15 protein-coding genes are annotated in these 15,938 nt (G+C 72.1%); 11 read left to right on the forward strand and 4 right to left on the reverse strand.

Annotation, left to right across the window (positions count from 1 at the left end; all coding sequences use genetic code 11):
- The first annotated feature begins 88 nt into the window (after positions 1 to 88).
- The 3 genes from ELQ39_RS21680 to era all read left to right on the forward strand — a co-directional run bounded on the left by ELQ39_RS21680 (position 89) and on the right by era (position 2,428).
- Positions 89 to 988 (forward strand): helix-turn-helix transcriptional regulator, encoded by a 900-nt coding sequence (locus tag ELQ39_RS21680; RefSeq protein ID WP_190000565.1) that lies wholly within the window; start codon positions 89 to 91, stop codon positions 986 to 988.
- Between the two features lie 37 nt (positions 989 to 1,025).
- Positions 1,026 to 1,379, forward strand: a complete 354-nt coding sequence (locus tag ELQ39_RS21685) for a cytidine deaminase (protein ID WP_225628143.1) — start codon at positions 1,026 to 1,028, stop codon at positions 1,377 to 1,379.
- Positions 1,380 to 1,474: 95 nt separating this feature from the next.
- A complete protein-coding gene (gene era / locus ELQ39_RS21690; protein ID WP_242593512.1) occupies positions 1,475 to 2,428 on the forward strand; it encodes a GTPase Era in 954 nt (317 codons plus the stop codon).
- Here era and ELQ39_RS21695 read toward each other — a convergent pair.
- The 3 genes from ELQ39_RS21695 to ELQ39_RS21705 are packed head-to-tail and all read right to left on the reverse strand — an operon-like array spanning position 2,425 to position 5,163.
- Positions 2,425 to 3,747: a GH1 family beta-glucosidase gene (locus ELQ39_RS21695; protein WP_242593513.1), complete on the reverse strand. Its 1,323-nt coding sequence runs from the start codon at positions 3,745 to 3,747 to the stop codon at positions 2,425 to 2,427. The two genes, era and ELQ39_RS21695, sit on opposite strands and share 4 nt — an antisense overlap.
- 58 nt (positions 3,748 to 3,805) lie before the next feature.
- A complete protein-coding gene (locus tag ELQ39_RS21700) occupies positions 3,806 to 4,072 on the reverse strand; it encodes a protealysin inhibitor emfourin (RefSeq protein ID WP_190000561.1) in 267 nt (88 codons plus the stop codon).
- A gap of 20 nt (positions 4,073 to 4,092) precedes the next feature.
- Complete coding sequence (locus ELQ39_RS21705) at positions 4,093 to 5,163, reverse strand: M4 family metallopeptidase (RefSeq protein ID WP_242593514.1); 1,071 nt, start codon at positions 5,161 to 5,163, stop codon at positions 4,093 to 4,095.
- A 328-nt stretch (positions 5,164 to 5,491) separates the two neighbouring features.
- Here ELQ39_RS21705 and leuA point away from each other — a divergent pair, with 328 nt between their 5' ends.
- The gene (leuA, locus tag ELQ39_RS21710) at positions 5,492 to 7,213 is read left to right on the forward strand and encodes a 2-isopropylmalate synthase (protein ID WP_225628140.1); all 1,722 of its coding nucleotides are present in this window, start codon (positions 5,492 to 5,494) and stop codon (positions 7,211 to 7,213) included.
- Positions 7,214 to 7,401: 188 nt separating this feature from the next.
- Positions 7,402 to 8,106: a TerB family tellurite resistance protein gene (locus ELQ39_RS21715; RefSeq protein WP_225628139.1), complete on the forward strand. Its 705-nt coding sequence runs from the start codon at positions 7,402 to 7,404 to the stop codon at positions 8,104 to 8,106.
- A gap of 75 nt (positions 8,107 to 8,181) precedes the next feature.
- Here the strand turns inward: ELQ39_RS21715 and ELQ39_RS21720 are convergent, their stop codons facing one another.
- Positions 8,182 to 8,721, reverse strand: a complete 540-nt coding sequence (locus ELQ39_RS21720; protein WP_190000557.1) for a GNAT family N-acetyltransferase — start codon at positions 8,719 to 8,721, stop codon at positions 8,182 to 8,184.
- A gap of 336 nt (positions 8,722 to 9,057) precedes the next feature.
- Here ELQ39_RS21720 and ELQ39_RS21725 point away from each other — a divergent pair, with 336 nt between their 5' ends.
- The 6 genes from ELQ39_RS21725 to ELQ39_RS21750 all read left to right on the forward strand — a co-directional run bounded on the left by ELQ39_RS21725 (position 9,058) and on the right by ELQ39_RS21750 (position 15,895).
- The gene (locus tag ELQ39_RS21725; RefSeq protein ID WP_242593515.1) at positions 9,058 to 9,810 is read left to right on the forward strand and encodes an SCO2525 family SAM-dependent methyltransferase; all 753 of its coding nucleotides are present in this window, start codon (positions 9,058 to 9,060) and stop codon (positions 9,808 to 9,810) included.
- Positions 9,811 to 9,855: 45 nt separating this feature from the next.
- The gene (locus tag ELQ39_RS21730; RefSeq protein WP_006129643.1) at positions 9,856 to 11,700 is read left to right on the forward strand and encodes an SCO2524 family protein; all 1,845 of its coding nucleotides are present in this window, start codon (positions 9,856 to 9,858) and stop codon (positions 11,698 to 11,700) included.
- A 3-nt stretch (positions 11,701 to 11,703) separates the two neighbouring features.
- Positions 11,704 to 12,621 (forward strand): SCO2523 family variant P-loop protein, encoded by a 918-nt coding sequence (locus ELQ39_RS21735; protein WP_225628136.1) that lies wholly within the window; start codon positions 11,704 to 11,706, stop codon positions 12,619 to 12,621.
- Positions 12,618 to 13,580: an SCO2522 family protein gene (locus tag ELQ39_RS21740; RefSeq protein ID WP_242593516.1), complete on the forward strand. Its 963-nt coding sequence runs from the start codon at positions 12,618 to 12,620 to the stop codon at positions 13,578 to 13,580. Before ELQ39_RS21735 ends, ELQ39_RS21740 begins: the two co-directional genes overlap by 4 nt.
- A gap of 1 nt (position 13,581) precedes the next feature.
- The gene (locus ELQ39_RS21745) at positions 13,582 to 14,604 is read left to right on the forward strand and encodes an SCO2521 family protein (protein ID WP_242593517.1); all 1,023 of its coding nucleotides are present in this window, start codon (positions 13,582 to 13,584) and stop codon (positions 14,602 to 14,604) included.
- Positions 14,605 to 14,719: 115 nt separating this feature from the next.
- Complete coding sequence (locus ELQ39_RS21750; RefSeq protein ID WP_225628133.1) at positions 14,720 to 15,895, forward strand: hypothetical protein; 1,176 nt, start codon at positions 14,720 to 14,722, stop codon at positions 15,893 to 15,895.
- The last annotated feature ends 43 nt before the right edge of the window (positions 15,896 to 15,938 follow it).

Genomic DNA, 15,938 nt, shown 5'->3' on the forward strand with positions numbered 1-15,938 from the left:
ATAGTTGTGGGGAGACACGGATTGTTCTGGTGGTGCCACCACCAGGCACAGAGCGTCAGAGGGTTCGCCACGGGGGGAGAGTGCGTACGTGCCGGATGTGATCACGAAGGCACCGGGCGAGTCGCCGGGCCGGGACCGGCGCCGCAGTGAGCTGCGGGAGTTCCTGATGAGCCGGCGGGCCCGGATCTCCCCGGCCGAGGTCGGCCTGCCGGACGGCGGGGCGCGGCGCCGGACGCCGGGGCTGCGCCGCGAGGAGGTGGCCGTGCTCGCCGGGGTGGGCGCGTCCTGGTACCAGTGGCTGGAGCAGGGCCGCGACATCTCCGTCTCCCCGCAGGTCCTGGACTCGGTCGGCCGGGTGCTGCGGCTCAGCAACGCCGAGCGCCGCCATCTGTACACGCTGGCCGGGCTGAACCCGCCCGCCGCCGAGGTGGAGCCGGCGAACCGGGACATGTGCGAGGGACTGCGGCGGCTGATCGACACGTGGATGCCGTATCCGGCGCACATCATGGACCGGTACTACAACTGCGTGCTGTACAACGACGCGGCGGCGGCGGTGCTGGGCATGCGGCCCGGGACGACGTGGAACTGCATCATCGACTACTTCACCGACCCGCTGTACCGCTCCCGCAGCCGTACCTGGGAGCACAACGCGCGCACGGTCGTCGCCCAGTTCCGCGCCACGTGCGCGGCCAACCCGGACGACGAGGGCTTCCAGCAGGTGCTGGCGGACCTGAAGGAGGCCAGTGCGGAGTTCGCGGCGCTGTGGGAGGAGCGGGACATCGAGGACGCCGGGCAGATCCGCAAGGAGCTGGACCATCCGCTGGTCGGTCTGCTCAGCCTGGAGTCGACGGCCCTGCGGGTGCCGGCCCGGCCCGATCTGACCATCGTGCTGCACACGCCGCTCGACGAGGCGAACACCGCGGCGAAGCTGGAGTGGCTGGCCTCGCCGGAGGGCCGGCGGGGAGCGATGTACCCGGTGGCGGGGTGAGCGGGCCGGCGACGGGCGTGCTCCGTATGCTCACCCCATGACCGAGACTCCCGACCTCACCCCCGAGGACCGCAAGATCGTCACCCTGGCCCGCTCCGTCCGCGCCCGCAACGGCGTGCCCGAGGGCGCGGCCGTACGCGACGAGACCGGCCGTACGTACGTCGCCGGCACGGTCTCCCTGGAATCGCTGCAGCTCAGCGCGCTGCGAACGGCGGTGGCGATGGCGGTGGCGTCCGGCGCGACCTCGCTGGAGGCGGCGGCGGTGGTGACGGAGGCGGAGTCGGCCTCCGACGAGGACCGTGCGGCCGTACGGGACCTGGGCGGGGCGGACACTCCGGTGCTGGTGGCCGGACCGGACGGCACGGTGCGGGAGACGGTCACGGCGGGCTGACCGGCGCCCGCCCGCCGAACCGGCACCGGAGGGTACGGCGCGGCCGGGGCGCACCTTGGTCGGAGGCGCCTCGGCGATCAGGGAGAATGGGCGGCATGAGTGTTCGTACCCAGTCATCCGAGCAGCCGGCCGACGCCGTTCACCGGGCCGGTTTCGCCTGCTTCGTGGGACGGCCCAACGCGGGCAAGTCCACCCTCACGAACGCTCTGGTCGGGCAGAAGGTGGCGATCACCTCGAACCGGCCGCAGACCACCCGGCACACCGTGCGCGGGATCGTGCACCGGCCGGACGCGCAGCTGATCCTGGTGGACACCCCCGGTCTGCACAAGCCGCGCACCCTGCTCGGCGAGCGGCTGAACGGCGTCGTGCGCACCACCTGGGCCGAGGTCGACGCGATCGGGTTCTGTCTGCCCGCCGACCAGAAGATCGGCCCCGGCGACCGCTTCATCGCCAAGGAACTGGCCGGGATCAAAAAGACTCCCAAGATCGCCGTCGTCACCAAGACCGACCTGGTGGACAGCAAGGCGCTCGCCGAGCAGCTCATCGCCGTGGACCAGCTCGGCAAGGAGCTGGGCATCACCTGGGCGGAGATCGTCCCGGTGTCGGCCACCGCGGGCAAGCAGGTCGAGCTTCTCGCCGACCTGCTGATCCCGCTCATGCCGGAGGGCCCCGCCCTCTACCCCGAGGGCGACCTCACCGACGAGCCCGAGCAGGTCATGGTCGCCGAGCTGATCCGCGAGGCCGCGCTGGAAGGCGTCCGCGACGAGCTGCCGCACTCCATCGCCGTGGTCGTCGAGGAGATGCTGCCGCGCGAGGACCGCCCCGCCGACAAGCCGCTGCTCGACATCCACGCGAACCTCTACATCGAGCGCTCCAGCCAGAAGGGCATCGTCATCGGCCCCAAGGGCAAGCGCCTGAAGGACGTCGGCATCAAGTCCCGCAAGCAGATCGAGGCGCTTCTGGGGACTCCCGTCTTCCTCGACCTCCACGTCAAGGTCGCCAAGGACTGGCAGCGGGATCCCAAGCAGCTGCGGCGACTCGGCTTCTAGGAGCGCCGGCACCCGTGCTGCTCCCTCAGCAGCGCGCGGTACCAGTCGTACGACGCCTTCGGCGTCCGCCGCTGCGTGTCGAAGTCCACGTGGACCAGGCCGAAGCGGCGGCCGTACCCCTCCGCCCACTCGAAGTTGTCCAGCAGCGACCACACGAAGTAGCCGCGGACGTCCACCCCCGCCTCCACCGCCCGGTGCAGCGCGCGGACGTGGCCGTCCAGGTAGGTGATGCGGTCGGTGTCGTCCAGACCCTCGTACGCGCAGCCGTTCTCCGTGACGACCACCGGGGGGAGGCGGTCGCCGTAGCGTCCGCGGAACATCCCGAGCAGCTCCGTGAGCGCCTCCGGGACCACCGGCCAGCCGAAGCCCGTCACCGGGTACCCCTCGATCTCCCGCACGGAGAAGGGGAGTTCGGCCGGCATGCGGACGCCGCCGAACTCGATCTCCGCGCCCTGGGGCGCGCCCACCCGCGTCGGCGCGTAGTAGTTGATCCCGTACCAGTCGAGCGGCTCCGCGATGACCTTCAGGTCCGCCGCCACGTCGCCCGGCATCAGCTCGCCGATGCCCTCCGGGTAGCGGCCGAGCAGCAGCGGGTCGGCGAACAGCCGGTTCAGCAGCGTGTCGTAGAAGTCCGCCGCCGCCACGTCCGCCTCGTCGTCCGAGGCCGCCCAGGTCGGACCGTGCGAGTTCGCGATGCCGATGTCGGACGCCCCGGCGGCGCGCAGCGCCCGTACCGCGAGGCCGTGCGCCAGCAGCTGGTGGTGTGCCACCGGCAGCGCGTCGAACAGCAGCGTCCGGCCCGGCGCGTGCACGCCCAGCGCATGGCCCAGCAGCGTGTGCTCGGCGGGCTCGTTCAGCGTGATCCACTTCGTCACCCGGTCGCCGAGGCGCGCGACGACCCGCGCCACGTGCTCCGCGAACCGCTCCGCCGTGTCCCGCTCCAGCCAGTCGAGGTCCGCCGGCAGGTCCCAGTGGAACAGCGTCGGCACCGGCCGCACCCCCGCCGCCAGCAGGTCGTCGACCAGCCGGTCGTAGAAGTCCGGGCCGCCCTCCGCCCGCACCCGCGGCCAGGACACCGAGAAGCGGTACGCGTCCACGCCGAGGTCCGCGAGCAGCGCCACGTCCTCGCGGTGGCGGTGGACGTGGTCGCAGGCCACCGCCGCCGTCGAGCCGTCCCGCACCTTTCCCGGCTCGGCCGTGAAGACGTCCCACACCGACGGTTCGCGCTCGTCGACGGCCCCCTCGATCTGGTGTGCCGAGGTCGACACACCCCACAGGAAGCCGGCCGGGAAACGGGGGATCGGGCTCGTCGTCGCCATGGCCCGGATCATCCGCACCGCGCCCGGGTCACGTCAACGCCCTTACGCGACGGACCGGTTACGCGCCCTCCTTCAGCACCCGGCGGATCAGCGTCCGCTGCTCCTCCGTGAGCCGGGGGTCCGCGCAGCGCACCGTCCTGCCGTCCACCGTGATCGTGTAGCTGAACCCGTCCGGCACCCCGGCAGGCGGAGCGGCGTGCCCGCCCGCCAGGGCCCGCTCGGCCAGGGCGTGCCATTCCGCCGCGTCGGCCCGTCCCGAGGTGTCCACCTCGGCCTGCCGCTCGATCCCCGCGAAGCCGCCCGTGCGCCGCACCTGAATCCGCATGGTCCGTGTCTAGTACGGAACTACAGCGTGCGCACCCCCACCCGCTCCCACGCCTTGGTGACGGCCACCAGCTCCGCGCCCTCTCCGTACCGGGCGCGCGCCGCCTTCACGGTGAGCGTCGCGAAGTCGGTGAACTGCGCGTTCTGGTCCAGCTCCCCGCCGGTCAGCACGTCGTACCAGATCTGCCCGGCGCGCTCCCAGGCGTGCCCGCCGAGGGTGGTGGCCGCCAGGTAGAACGCGTGGTTGGGGATGCCGGAGTTGATGTGCACGCCGCCGTTGTCCCGGCCGGTGCGGACGTAGTCGTCCATCGTGGCCGGCTGCGGGTCCTTGCCGAGCACGTCGTCGTCGTAGGCCGTGCCGGGCTCCTTCATCGAGCGCAGGGCCGTGCCGGTGACGCGCGGGGCGAGCAGGCCGGCGCCGATCAGCCAGTCGGCCTCCTCCGCGGTCTGGCCGAGCGTGTACTGCTTGATGAGCGCGCCGAAGACGTCCGACACCGACTCGTTGAGCGCGCCCGACTGGCCGAAGTAGTCGAGGTTCGCGGTGTACTGCGTGATGCCGTGGGCGAGTTCGTGGCCGATGACGTCGACGGCGATCGTGAAGTCGAGGAAGATCTCCCCGTCCCCGTCGCCGAACACCATCTGCTCGCCGTTCCAGAAGGCGTTGCTGTAGTCCCGGTCGTAGTGCACGGTGGCGTCCAGCGGCAGTCCGTGGCCGTCGATGGAGTCGCGGCCGAACTCCTTCAGGAACAGGTCGAAGGTGGCGCCCAGTCCGGCGTAGGCGCGGTTGACGGTGGCGTCCTGGCCGGGCTCCTCGCCCTCGCCGCGCGCCTTCTCGCCGGGCAGGTCGGTGCCGTGCCCCGCGTCGTACACCGTGCGCCGGGGCTTGCCGGGCTCGGCCCCGGCGAGCGTGGCGACGGCCGGTGCGCCGACCACCGTGGTCAGCCGGCGCCGGGTGCGCTCGTAGGCGTCGCGGCGCAGGGTGCGGCGCGCGGGCCCGTGGACCACGGGGTCCTCGGCCTGGGAGAGCCGGTCGAGGACGTGCGGCGGGACGATGGTGCAGAAGACGGGCTCGTGGCCCCCGTTCGTCGTCATGCCGGAACCATCGCACTGGGTGACCGGGCTGTCACTGCCCGCGACCATGACGGATGAATTCCCCCGCGATAACCGCCCGCCGCCCGCGGCGGAAGTGGTATACCGCACTCTTTGTCCCGTTCATCCCGCCGATCCCGCATACTGATACGCGACCCCGCACGGTGGGCGACTCGGTTATGCTCCGGAGCATCATGTACTTCGGGCTGCTTCTCCTTAGCTGCCGCGGTGAGGGTCTGCGTTAGAGGCCGACCCCCTCCCCGCGGAGTTTGGCGCTGCGCCGTCGGCCGTCCCAGGACACTTCCGCGGACCATCGAGGAGCCCCCGCATCATGGCGAACCGCCAGCAGCCCAGCCCCATGCCGATCCACAAGTACGGCCGGTACGAGCAGGTCGACATCCCCGACCGCACCTGGCCCGAGAAGCGGATCACCACCGCGCCCCGCTGGCTCTCCACCGACCTGCGCGACGGCAACCAGGCCCTGATCGACCCCATGTCGCCCGTGCGCAAGCGCGCGATGTTCGACCTGCTGGTACGCATGGGCTACAAGGAGATCGAGGTCGGCTTCCCCGCCTCCGGTCAGACCGACTACGACTTCGTCCGCTCCATCGTCGAGGACCCGGACGCCATCCCGGACGACGTGACCATCTCCGTGCTGACCCAGGCCCGCGAGGACCTGATCGAGCGCACGGTGGAGTCCCTGAAGGGCGCCAGGCGGGCCACCGTCCACCTGTACAACGCCACCGCGCCCGTCTTCCGCCGCGTGGTCTTCCGCGGCTCCAAGGACGACATCAAGCAGATCGCCGTCGACGGCACCCGCCTGGTGATGGAGTACGCGGAGAAGCTGCTGGGCCCCGAGACCGAGTTCGGCTACCAGTACAGCCCGGAGATCTTCACCGACACCGAGCTGGACTTCGCCCTGGAGGTCTGCGAGGCGGTGATGGACACCTACCAGCCCGGTCCCGGCCGCGAGATCATCCTCAACCTGCCCGCCACCGTGGAGCGTTCGACGCCGTCCACGCACGCCGACCGCTTCGAGTGGATGCACCGCAACCTCTCCCGGCGCGAGTACGTCTGCCTGTCCGTCCACCCGCACAACGACCGCGGTACCGCCGTCGCCGCCGCCGAGCTGGCGCTGATGGCCGGCGCCGACCGCGTCGAAGGCTGCCTGTTCGGCCAGGGCGAGCGCACCGGCAACGTCGACCTGGTCACCCTGGGCATGAACCTGTTCTCGCAGGGCGTCGACCCGCAGATCGACTTCTCCGACATCGACGAGATCCGCCGTACGTGGGAGTACTGCAACCAGATGGAGGTCCACCCGCGCCACCCGTACGTGGGCGACCTGGTCTACACGTCCTTCTCCGGCTCCCACCAGGACGCCATCAAGAAGGGCTTCGACGCCATGGAGGCCGACGCCAAGGCCAAGGGCGTCACCGTCGACGACCTCGAGTGGGCCGTGCCGTACCTGCCGATCGACCCCAAGGACGTCGGCCGCTCCTACGAGGCGGTCATCCGGGTCAACTCGCAGTCCGGCAAGGGCGGTGTGGCGTACGTCCTGAAGAACGACCACAAGCTGGAGCTGCCGCGCCGGATGCAGATCGAGTTCTCGAAGATCATCCAGGCCAAGACGGACGCCGAGGGCGGCGAGATCACCCCGGCCGACATCTGGGCGGTCTTCCAGGACGAGTACCTGCCCAACCCGGACAACCCGTGGGGCCGCATCCAGGTCGCCGGCGGCCAGAGCACCACCGACCACGACGGCGTGGACACCCTCACCGTCCAGGCCACGGTCGACGGCGAGGAGACCACCCTGGTCGGCACCGGCAACGGCCCGATCTCGGCCTTCTTCGACGCGCTCCAGGGCATCGGCATCGACGTACGCCTGCTGGACTACCAGGAGCACACCATGAGCGAGGGCGCCTCCGCGCAGGCCGCCTCGTACATCGAGTGCGCCATCGGCGACAAGGTGCTGTGGGGCATCGGGATCGACGCGAACACCACCCGCGCCTCGCTGAAGGCGGTCGTCTCCGCCGTCAACCGCGCGGCCCGCTGATCAGCGGCAGGAGCGAATCCGGGGCCCCGTCCGCCGTCACGGCGGACGGGGCCCCGGCGTCGGTTACCGGCCAATAGCTGTGATGGTCACGGAAAGGTCTCGTCCCGGGTACTGACTCCGCCTGCCGGATGTGGCTAACATCACGCAAGCGCGGCGACGGAGCTGTGTGGCGTTGATGGAGGTGCGACGTGCTGCCAGAACGGGGACCCGACGGCCGTACCGCTGCCGCCCGGCGTGCGCGCCGCCTGGTCGGCACCCGCACCGCGTGGACCGCCGTCGGCGACGGGGAGTTCTTCTGCCCGACCTGCGGCGGCGACCGCAACTACCAGAGGCTCACCGGACGCCGCCGGTTCACCGTGCTGGGCGTGCCCGTGCTGCCGCGCGGGGTGTGCGCGCCGACCGTGGAGTGCGCCGCCTGCCGCGGCCACTTCGGCACCGACGTGCTGGACCACCCCACCACCACCCGCTTCTCCGCGATGCTGCGGGACGCCGTCCACACCGTGGCCCTCGCCGTGCTCGCCGCGGGTGGCACCTGCTCCCGCGCCGCCCTGGAGACCGCCGCCGCCGGGGTGCGCGCGGCCGGCTTCGAGGACTGCACGGAGGAGCAGCTGGCCGCGCTGGTCGAGGCGCTGGAGGAGGACACCGGCCGGTTCACCGGCGAGCCCTGCGTGGCGGGGCTGTCCATCGAACTGCACGAGGCGCTGGACCCGCTGGCCCCGCACCTGGCCGCACCCGGCCGTGAGTCGATCCTGCTGCAGGGCGCGCGGATCGCCCTGGCCGACGGTCCGTACACCCCCGCGGAGCGGGACGCCCTCGCCACGGTGGGCGCGGCCCTCACCATCTGCTCCGACGACGTCGGCCGCCTGCTGGCGGCGGCGCGGACGCCGTCCTGAACCCGGCCGTGTCCTGCGGACGCCGTCCCGGATCGACGCGTGTCCGGCGGACGCCGCCCGGAACCGACGGCCGGTCTAGCAGAGCTCCAGTCGCATGATCCTGCGGTGCTCGCCCGGTCCGAAGTAGTCCCGGCGCAGGCCCCCGTCCGGCTCCTCGGGGACGAAGCCGAGGGAGCGGTAGAGCAGGATCGCGGCCCGGTTGGCGGGCTCGACGGTCAGGCGCACCGTCTCGATGCCGTCCCGGCGCAGCCGCTGAAGGATCTCCGTCATCAGCTCCCGGCCCAGCCCGTGCCGGCGGTCCCCCTCGGTCACGCACAGACCGAGGATCCAGCTGTCCCGGCCGAACGCGGTGGTCGCGGCCAGCACGTAGCCGCGCAGCCCGCCCGCGCCGTCGTCCAGCACCAGGAAGTGCTCGGCGTAGACGTCGTACAGCTGGCGGAGCAGGAAGGCGGGATAGGCGACCTCCTGGAACACCTCCTCGTCGAGCCGGCGCAGCTCGGGCAGATCGGACTCGAGGGCCCCCCTCAGGACCAGGCGTCCGGGCTCCGGGAACCCCTCGGGTCCCGCGAGTCGCCCGTGCCGGTCCAGGGTGCGCTCCAGCGGTTCGGCGGTCATGCCACCCCCCAGTCGGGACATGCGGATGCGTCAACGCCAAGACACCGGCGTTCACCCGGAAGGGATTGCTGCTTCCGGTGGCGGCCGGTGGCGTCTCTGGTTAGAGTGAGCCGTCAACTCACCGCGTGCAAGGGCGAGTTCAGGGGTGCACGGACAACCGGCGTGCGCCTTCCGTGCGCCCGTCGGCATGGAACGGCGTGTTCCTGGCTGTCTCGGCCTGCCACTTCGGCCTACCGTGCGAGAACCGGAGATGCTGCTTCACCTGCCGACGTTCAGCGGAACGGCGCAGACAGGGCACACGGTCTTGTCCGACACTGAATGGAACGCGGCAGGGTGATGATGGACCGTAACGCCGACGCCCCGTGGTCGAAGTTCGATCCTGAGGCCTACGTCGACGCGAACTACCGCAGTCCCCTCGAGGTGGATCTGCTGATCGTGCGGCTGATGCGGGACTACTTCGGCAAGTGCTTCGAGGACGGCGTCCCGCGTACGGGCCGCGGCGTCGACGTCGGCGCCGGCGCCAACCTGTACCCGGCGCTGTCCATGCTGCCCTGGTGCGAGAAGGTCCTGCTCCTGGAGTACGCGCAGCCGAACGTGGAGTACCTGGAGAAGCAGGCGTCCCCCGCCGGGTTCGACACCGTCTGGGACCCCTTCTGGGACCAGCTGAGCGAACACCCGGCCTACGCCGCCGTCGAACCCCGCGGCCGGTTCGGCGAGATCGTCCGCGTCGAGCGCGCCAACCTCCTCGACCTCGACGGCCAGCGCCGCTGGGACATCGGCACCATGTTCTTCGTCGCCGACTCCATGTCCGAGTGCCCCGACGAGTTCCGCCGCGGCGTCACCTGCTTCATGGGCGCGCTGACCGAGGGCGCGCCGTTCGCCACCGCCTTCATGAAGGAATCCGTCGGCTACCAGGTGGGCGACCATCGCTATCCGGCCTACCGGGTCAACGAGGAGCGGGTCCGTGAAAGCCTGAGCGACTGGGCCGACGACCTGGAGATCCACGATCTGCACCACATGGTGCGCGAGGGGCACGAGGGCATCATTCTCGCCCTGGGACGGCGAAATTCGGCGATTGCGGACACGTAGGAACGGGGACCATGTCTGCACACGGTCTGTACGAGGGGTAGGGGGATGCAGATCAAGCCACGCCAGCATCTGCTGGACATCTGGCGGGCCGCGGCCCGCCACTCGTTCGACGACGGCAAGCTCGTGTGGGGGGACACCGACGGGCTGAGCAGCGTCGCGGACGCCGAGCGGCTGCTCTGCCTGCTGTACCCCGCCACCGAGATCCCCGCGTTCCGCCTGGACCAGCCCGACACCACCGAACGGGACGTGCTCCAGGCGATGGAGCGCGTGGGCAGCCGGCTGGAGATCCCGCCCAACCTGATCACCGCGCTGGCCCAGTTCATGCGCACCCACACCGGCCCCGACGACGCCCCCACCTTCGCCGGCGGACCGTACTTCAAGACCGTCGATCCGCAAGTCGAACTGACCTATGAACAAGGCAAGTTAGGCGTCGTCGACTCCTATTCGATGTCCGTCACGCTCTGCCTGGCGACCCTCGGCTTCCTCAAGGTCTACGAGAACAGCACCACCCGCCCCGAAGTGCGCCGGGCACTCGGCGAACTCCGCGAGGCCACCAATCTGCGGCTCACCGCCGCCATGGTCAGCCTGCTGCGTTCCTTCGCGGTCAACGTCTTCGACGCCGAGTCCGAGCAGGGCCGGCGCCTCATCCAGGTGATCGGCCAGAACCGGCACTCCGACCGGGCCGTCCTCCAGCAGTTCGCACGCCGCTTCCGGCCGCTGCGCGCCACCATCATCGAGAGCCTCAGCCGCGGCATCGAGGTCGACGAGTCCATCCGCGACGAGAGCCAGCTCTTCGAGTGCGGCTGGGCCTGGGGCGTCGTCAAGGACGCACCCAAGGTCACCGACCTCGACACCCCGGTGCCCGGCCAGCCCGACGGCATCGCCGACCGGTTGCCCTACGTGTACTTCACCGTCGTCGCCCTCGACGGCATCCAGGACCTCTTCTCCGAGCGCACCCTCACCCTCGGACTGCTCGACGCCGACCAGCAGAAACTCGCCGAGGCGCTGCGGCTGCGCTGGGAGCTGAGCCAGCAGTACTGGTCGGCCGTCGCCCGCTTCGGCAGCGAGCGCTGGCCCCTGGAGGACCTGCCCTGGCAGACCACCGGACTGCGCCTGGAGTCCGAGTACTTCTCCCTCACCGTCGCGGCCATCCTCGTCCACGACCTGGTGCGCCGCAGGGCCACCGACGACGACCTCACCCGCACCGTCTCCATCATGGAGCGGCTCGCCGACCGCGGCCGCGTCACCAGCCGCATGACCCGGAACGACCCGGTCGTCCGGCTGCACGACCCGGGCGTGCTGATGCCGCTCGCCGGGTCGGAGCGCTCCGGGTCACGGCTCCAGTGGCGCATGACCGACTTCTCCGCCCAACTGCTCAAACGGACCGTGCAGCTCGCCGAGCTGTCCCGGAACATCGAGGCGCAGGACCGGCTGCTGCGGCTCGCCGAGCAGACCTTCGAGCACCTGTGGAGCCGCAGGATCGAGGAGGGCCACGGCGCCGGCCTCTGGGACGACGTGCGCGCCGTCTTCCCGGACGCCAAGGACGTCAACCGCCGCCTGTCCTGGAGCGTCACCGAACGCGTCACCGAGTGCCTGGTCGCCGCCCGCAACCTCTACGAGCAGGAGCCCATCCGCAGTCCCGAGCTGGCCGACCTGGCCCGTGACCTGCTCAGCGAGGCCACGCACCTGTTCGGCAGGGAGCAACTGGAGGCGTCCACCGGCGACGACGGCAGCCGCGCCCGGGCGATGCGGAGCATAGAGAACCGGCTGGACCACGCCCGCGGTCTGGTCGACGAGCGGCCCGCCACCGCCTTCGCGCTCGCCCTGCCCGTCCTGCGGGAACTCGACACCCTGGCCCAGGCCCGGGACGCCGCCGCGCAGGAGGGCTGAGCCGTGCTCGTCTTCGCGGCCTCCGACAAGGGAGGCACGGGCCGCTCGGTCACCAGCGCCAACCTGGCCTACCAGCGCGCCCTCACCGGCGACCACGTCGCCTACGTCGACTTCGACTTCGGCTCGCCCACCGCCGCCGCCGTCTTCGACGTGCCCAGCGCCCTGCGCGGCACCGAGGAGCGCGGCCTGCACTCCTACCTGGAGGGCGAGGTCACCGAACCGGCCAGCATCGACATCTGGCGGCACACCGAGCATCCGGTGCTGCGCGCCCGGCAGAACCAGTCCGGGCGGCTCGTCCTCTACCCCGGCGACGCGGGCGGCGGCGAGTTCGCCACCGGCGAGGAGACGCTGGAGCGCTGCATCGACCTGCTGCTGCGGCTCAACAGCGAGTTCGACCTCGTCATGGTCGACCTCAGCGCCGGCCGCAGCTACGCCGTCGACCTCGTCCTCGCGGCCACCGCGCACCCGCAGATGCGCCATGTCGCCTACCGCTGGCTGGTGTTCCACCGCTGGACCCGGCAGCACGTCATCGCCGCCGCCGGCCTGGTGCACAAGGAGAACGGCATCCTCCGCAGCGGCGTCGACCGCGGGCACGACGAGGAGACCCTCCAGGGCAACATCCGCTTCGTGCGGGCCGCCGTGCCCGACCCGGAGTCGGCCATGTGGGCGCAGGGCTCGCCCGCCCAGGCCGCCTGGATGCAGTCCTGCAACCGGGCGCTCCGCCGGCTCGCCTCCGACCAGCGCATCGGCGACAGCGTGGTGCTCGGCACCGTGCCGCTGGAGCCGATCCTGCAGTGGCGGGAGCAGCTGATCACCGAGGAGGACGTCCTGGCCACCCAGATCGCCAACAAGGAGACGCTGGAGGCGCTCGAGGAGATCTCCCGGCGGCTCACCGACGACGCCTACTGGGGGCTGCCATGACCGAAGCGGTGTTCCGTGAGACCACCGCCGAACCCCGCACCCAGGCGGTCCCCCTGTCCCACCTCTCCCTGGAGCTGGGGCACCTGTACATGGAGGACTTCGAGGCGGGTCCGGAGCATCTGCGCCGGCACTTCGCGCGGGTCCGCCCCTGGGCGGAGGCCGCCCGGGCCTTCGCCGCCGACCGGGCCGGCCGGCGGCGCGCCCGCGTCAGCACCTGCTTCCTGGTCGACGACTACTTCACCCGGTTCGCGAGCCCCGCCGAGGTCGTCCCCATGCTGCTGGCGGAGGCCGAGCGCGCCGGCCTCACCGTCGACTACCTCGCCCGCGAGTCCGCCTGCGCCGTCAGCGGGAAGGTGCCCGTCGCGGAGGCCGTGGCCGGGCGGATCGTCGAGGAACCGCCGCCCGGCAGCTACGGCCACCGGCCGCCCGCCGCGCAGACCGGCTGGCTCGCCAACGGCGTGCGCAGCCCCACCGCCCGCGCCCCGCAGGCGATGCGGAAGGCCGCCGTCTGGGAGCCGCCCCGCGAGACCGCCGCCCGCCGCCACTCCGTGTTCCTCGACGTCGAACTGTGGAACGAGACGCCCGACGGCGAACGCCTGTGGTCCTGCCCCTTCCTGGCCACCGTGTGGCAGCTCGCCCGCCTCGGGCTGCTGCGCCACCAGGGCGAGCCCGTGTTCGATCCGCAGCCGCACACCGGCGCGTTCCCCGACGAGTGGGACGACCTGCCGCCGCTGGTGCGGCTCGACCCGCGGGCGGACCCGTTCGCCGCCTACCGCACCTGCTCGGTGCTGCCCAGCCGTTTCCTGCCGGTCGAGCACGCCGTGCGGGTCGTCCTCGACCAGACCGACGTGGACAGGGAGGCCCTGCGTCAGATCGCCGAGCGGTCCGCGGGCGAAGGCGTGCCCGTCCCCGGCCCGGTCGCCGACCGCGTCTCCTACGTCTTCTGCGAGGAGACCTGAGATGCCGGCCCCCGGTGCACAGCCGGAAACCGCCGCACCGCGCACCGTGCTGGCCTGCGGCGAGGTCCGTACCTGCCTCCTGCCCGCCGGGCAGGCCCTCGACAGCCGCGCCGCCGCCCGGCTGCTGCGGCTGCGCGCCGACGAGCGGGTCCTGGTGTCCGAGCGCCCCAACCTCTACGGGCGCTCCCCGGACACCCTCACCGGCGTCGACTGCCCGCTGCCCAGCGCCAACGGCGCCCGGGTCCGCGCCGTCGGCACGGTCGCCGCGCGGGCCGCGCTCACCGAGGGACGCGTGCTGCAGACCTCCGCGTACTTCACGCTCCCCGCCTCCGGGCCCGACCACCGCCGGCCCTGGGGCGACTACCTGGTGCGGCCCGGACTGGTCGAGCCGCTGGGGAAGCTGCCCTGCGACGCGGTCGCCGCCGGGCTGCTCGACGGCGGACGCCACGGCGACCTCGACGTGGGGCTGATCGCGGGGGGCCTGCTCACCCGGCTGCTGCGGCACCCGCTGCTCGACCAGCGGCCGCCGCTGAGGTCCAGGCCGACCCGGCTGCGCTGGGTCGCACTGACCTCGCCGCCGGGCGAGCCGCCCGCCCTGGAGCGGTTCACCCTCGCCGAGGACGAGCTGCGCACCGTGCGTCTGCGGGTCCCGGAGGACATCCCCGCCGCCGACCTGGCCGGGCTCTGCGACGACCTGGCCCTGCACGACTGGCTGCTGACCACCCTGGTCCGCGTCCTCGACGGCATCCGCCTCGGCCCCGCCGCGCCCGGATCCTGGCCCCGTTCCGCGCCGGACGGCGAACTCCCGCCGCTGGTGCGGGCGTTGCGGCCGGCCGTCGACCATCTGCTGCACCTGTGGATGCCTCGGGCCCGCGTGTCCGGGGAGCTGGCGCCGCTGTGGGAGGCGCTGGAGGAGCGGCCCGGGTTCACCCGGCAGTGGCTCGCCCTGGTGCAGCGCGTCCGCGACCAGCTCACCCTGCACGCGATCCCGCCCGTGCACCGGGAGGTGGAGCCCGCGCCCTGACGCGTCCCCGACCCCTGCCCGCGAGACGCCCACCAGCCGTGAGCGGCCTCGTCCGGACCCCCACGCACATTCCGCATCCCGAACCGACGTGTTTCCCAACGGGGGGAGAAGCGAGATGAGCACGGCACAGACACCTCAGCCCGACGACACGGCCGGCCCGCCGGGCGCGGTGGGCACACCCGAACACCCCGTGGACCGGACGGCGAAGACGCCCGGCGCCCCGGACACCACCCGGTCCGGCGGTCCGGCCGAGCGTCCCGGCCCCGTCCCGTGGCAGCGCAGGCTGCTGGTGGGCCTGGTCGCCGGACTGCTCGCCTGGGGCCTCGCCGCGCTGCTCAGCCCGGAGGACGGCGCGGCACGGCAGCTCGGCGCCGCCGCCCTGGTCGCCGTCGCCGCCGTCGCCGTCCAGCACCTCGTGCCGGTCCCGGACCGGGCCGCCGAGGAGCGGGCCCGGCGCGCGGAGAGCCTGCTGGCCGAGACCGCCGCCACCGTGCGCGGAGGCTTACGGCGCTACGACGAACTCCACCACGGGCTGACCCGGCACACCGAGGACATGAAGCAGCTCGTCGAGACGCGCCTGGTGCCCCCGCCCCGCCCGGCCGAGCCCGAACCGCCGGCGCCGAACCTGGTGCGGATCGGGTCCGTGTCCGACCTGGCCGCCAACTTCGCCGAGGTCCTCTCGCCCGGCCTGCCGATCCTCTCCACCTTCGTCCGGCTGGAGATGCAGCGGGTGGTCGGACACCTGAGCGACCTCACCACGCTCACCGCCGAGTGCCCGGGCGAGAACCACGACTGGATGCTCACCCTCACCCGGGCCGCGGAGAAGTCGATCTGCGCCACCAGCACCTCCGTCGACCGGACGTTCTGGAACAGCGAGCCCGCCAGCCGCTATCTGCACGCCCAGGCGGAGGCGATCGAACAGGGCGTCCCGGTGCGCAGGCTGTTCCTGCTGGAGAGCGCGCGGGAGCTGGACGACCGGCTGCTGCGGCTGTGCGAGGAGCAGGAGGTGCTGCACATCGAGGTGCGCGTGGCGGTCCTGCCGGAGCTGCCGCCGCATCTGCTGCGCGGCACCACCAACGACTTCATCGTGTACGACGAGGCCGTGTCCTTCGAGATCGACCAGGACCTGCGCGACGTCAACATCCGGACCCGGCTGATCGCCCGCCAGGACCATGTGCACGACCGGATGAAGCGCTTCCGTGAGCTGTGGGAGGCCGGCATGAGCCTGCGCGAGCTGGAGGTCCGGGTCGACGACGAGGAGGACGGCACCTGGATGGTCGACCGGGGCTGACCTCCCACAGGGCCCCGCCGGTACTCCCGGGGGAGTAACGGCC

The sequence above is a fragment of the Streptomyces sp. GB4-14 genome, assembly GCF_022696125.1.
GTDB lineage: Bacteria > Actinomycetota > Actinomycetes > Streptomycetales > Streptomycetaceae > Streptomyces > Streptomyces werraensis.

What these genes read in the sequence shown, in the direction of transcription:
- ELQ39_RS21685 (WP_225628143.1), top strand. Translation starts at nt 1,026, where the DNA reads ATGACCGAGACTCCCGACCTCACCCCCGAGGACCGCAAGATCGTCACC.
- era (WP_242593512.1), top strand. Translation starts at nt 1,475, where the DNA reads ATGAGTGTTCGTACCCAGTCATCCGAGCAGCCGGCCGACGCCGTTCAC.
- ELQ39_RS21695 (WP_242593513.1), bottom strand. Translation starts at nt 3,747, where the DNA reads ATGGCGACGACGAGCCCGATCCCCCGTTTCCCGGCCGGCTTCCTGTGG.
- ELQ39_RS21700 (WP_190000561.1), bottom strand. Translation starts at nt 4,072, where the DNA reads ATGCGGATTCAGGTGCGGCGCACGGGCGGCTTCGCGGGGATCGAGCGG.
- ELQ39_RS21705 (WP_242593514.1), bottom strand. Translation starts at nt 5,163, where the DNA reads ATGACGACGAACGGGGGCCACGAGCCCGTCTTCTGCACCATCGTCCCG.
- leuA (WP_225628140.1), top strand. Translation starts at nt 5,492, where the DNA reads ATGGCGAACCGCCAGCAGCCCAGCCCCATGCCGATCCACAAGTACGGC.
- ELQ39_RS21720 (WP_190000557.1), bottom strand. Translation starts at nt 8,721, where the DNA reads ATGACCGCCGAACCGCTGGAGCGCACCCTGGACCGGCACGGGCGACTC.
- ELQ39_RS21725 (WP_242593515.1), top strand. Translation starts at nt 9,058, where the DNA reads ATGATGGACCGTAACGCCGACGCCCCGTGGTCGAAGTTCGATCCTGAG.
- ELQ39_RS21730 (WP_006129643.1), top strand. Translation starts at nt 9,856, where the DNA reads ATGCAGATCAAGCCACGCCAGCATCTGCTGGACATCTGGCGGGCCGCG.
- ELQ39_RS21740 (WP_242593516.1), top strand. Translation starts at nt 12,618, where the DNA reads ATGACCGAAGCGGTGTTCCGTGAGACCACCGCCGAACCCCGCACCCAG.
- ELQ39_RS21745 (WP_242593517.1), top strand. Translation starts at nt 13,582, where the DNA reads ATGCCGGCCCCCGGTGCACAGCCGGAAACCGCCGCACCGCGCACCGTG.
- ELQ39_RS21750 (WP_225628133.1), top strand. Translation starts at nt 14,720, where the DNA reads ATGAGCACGGCACAGACACCTCAGCCCGACGACACGGCCGGCCCGCCG.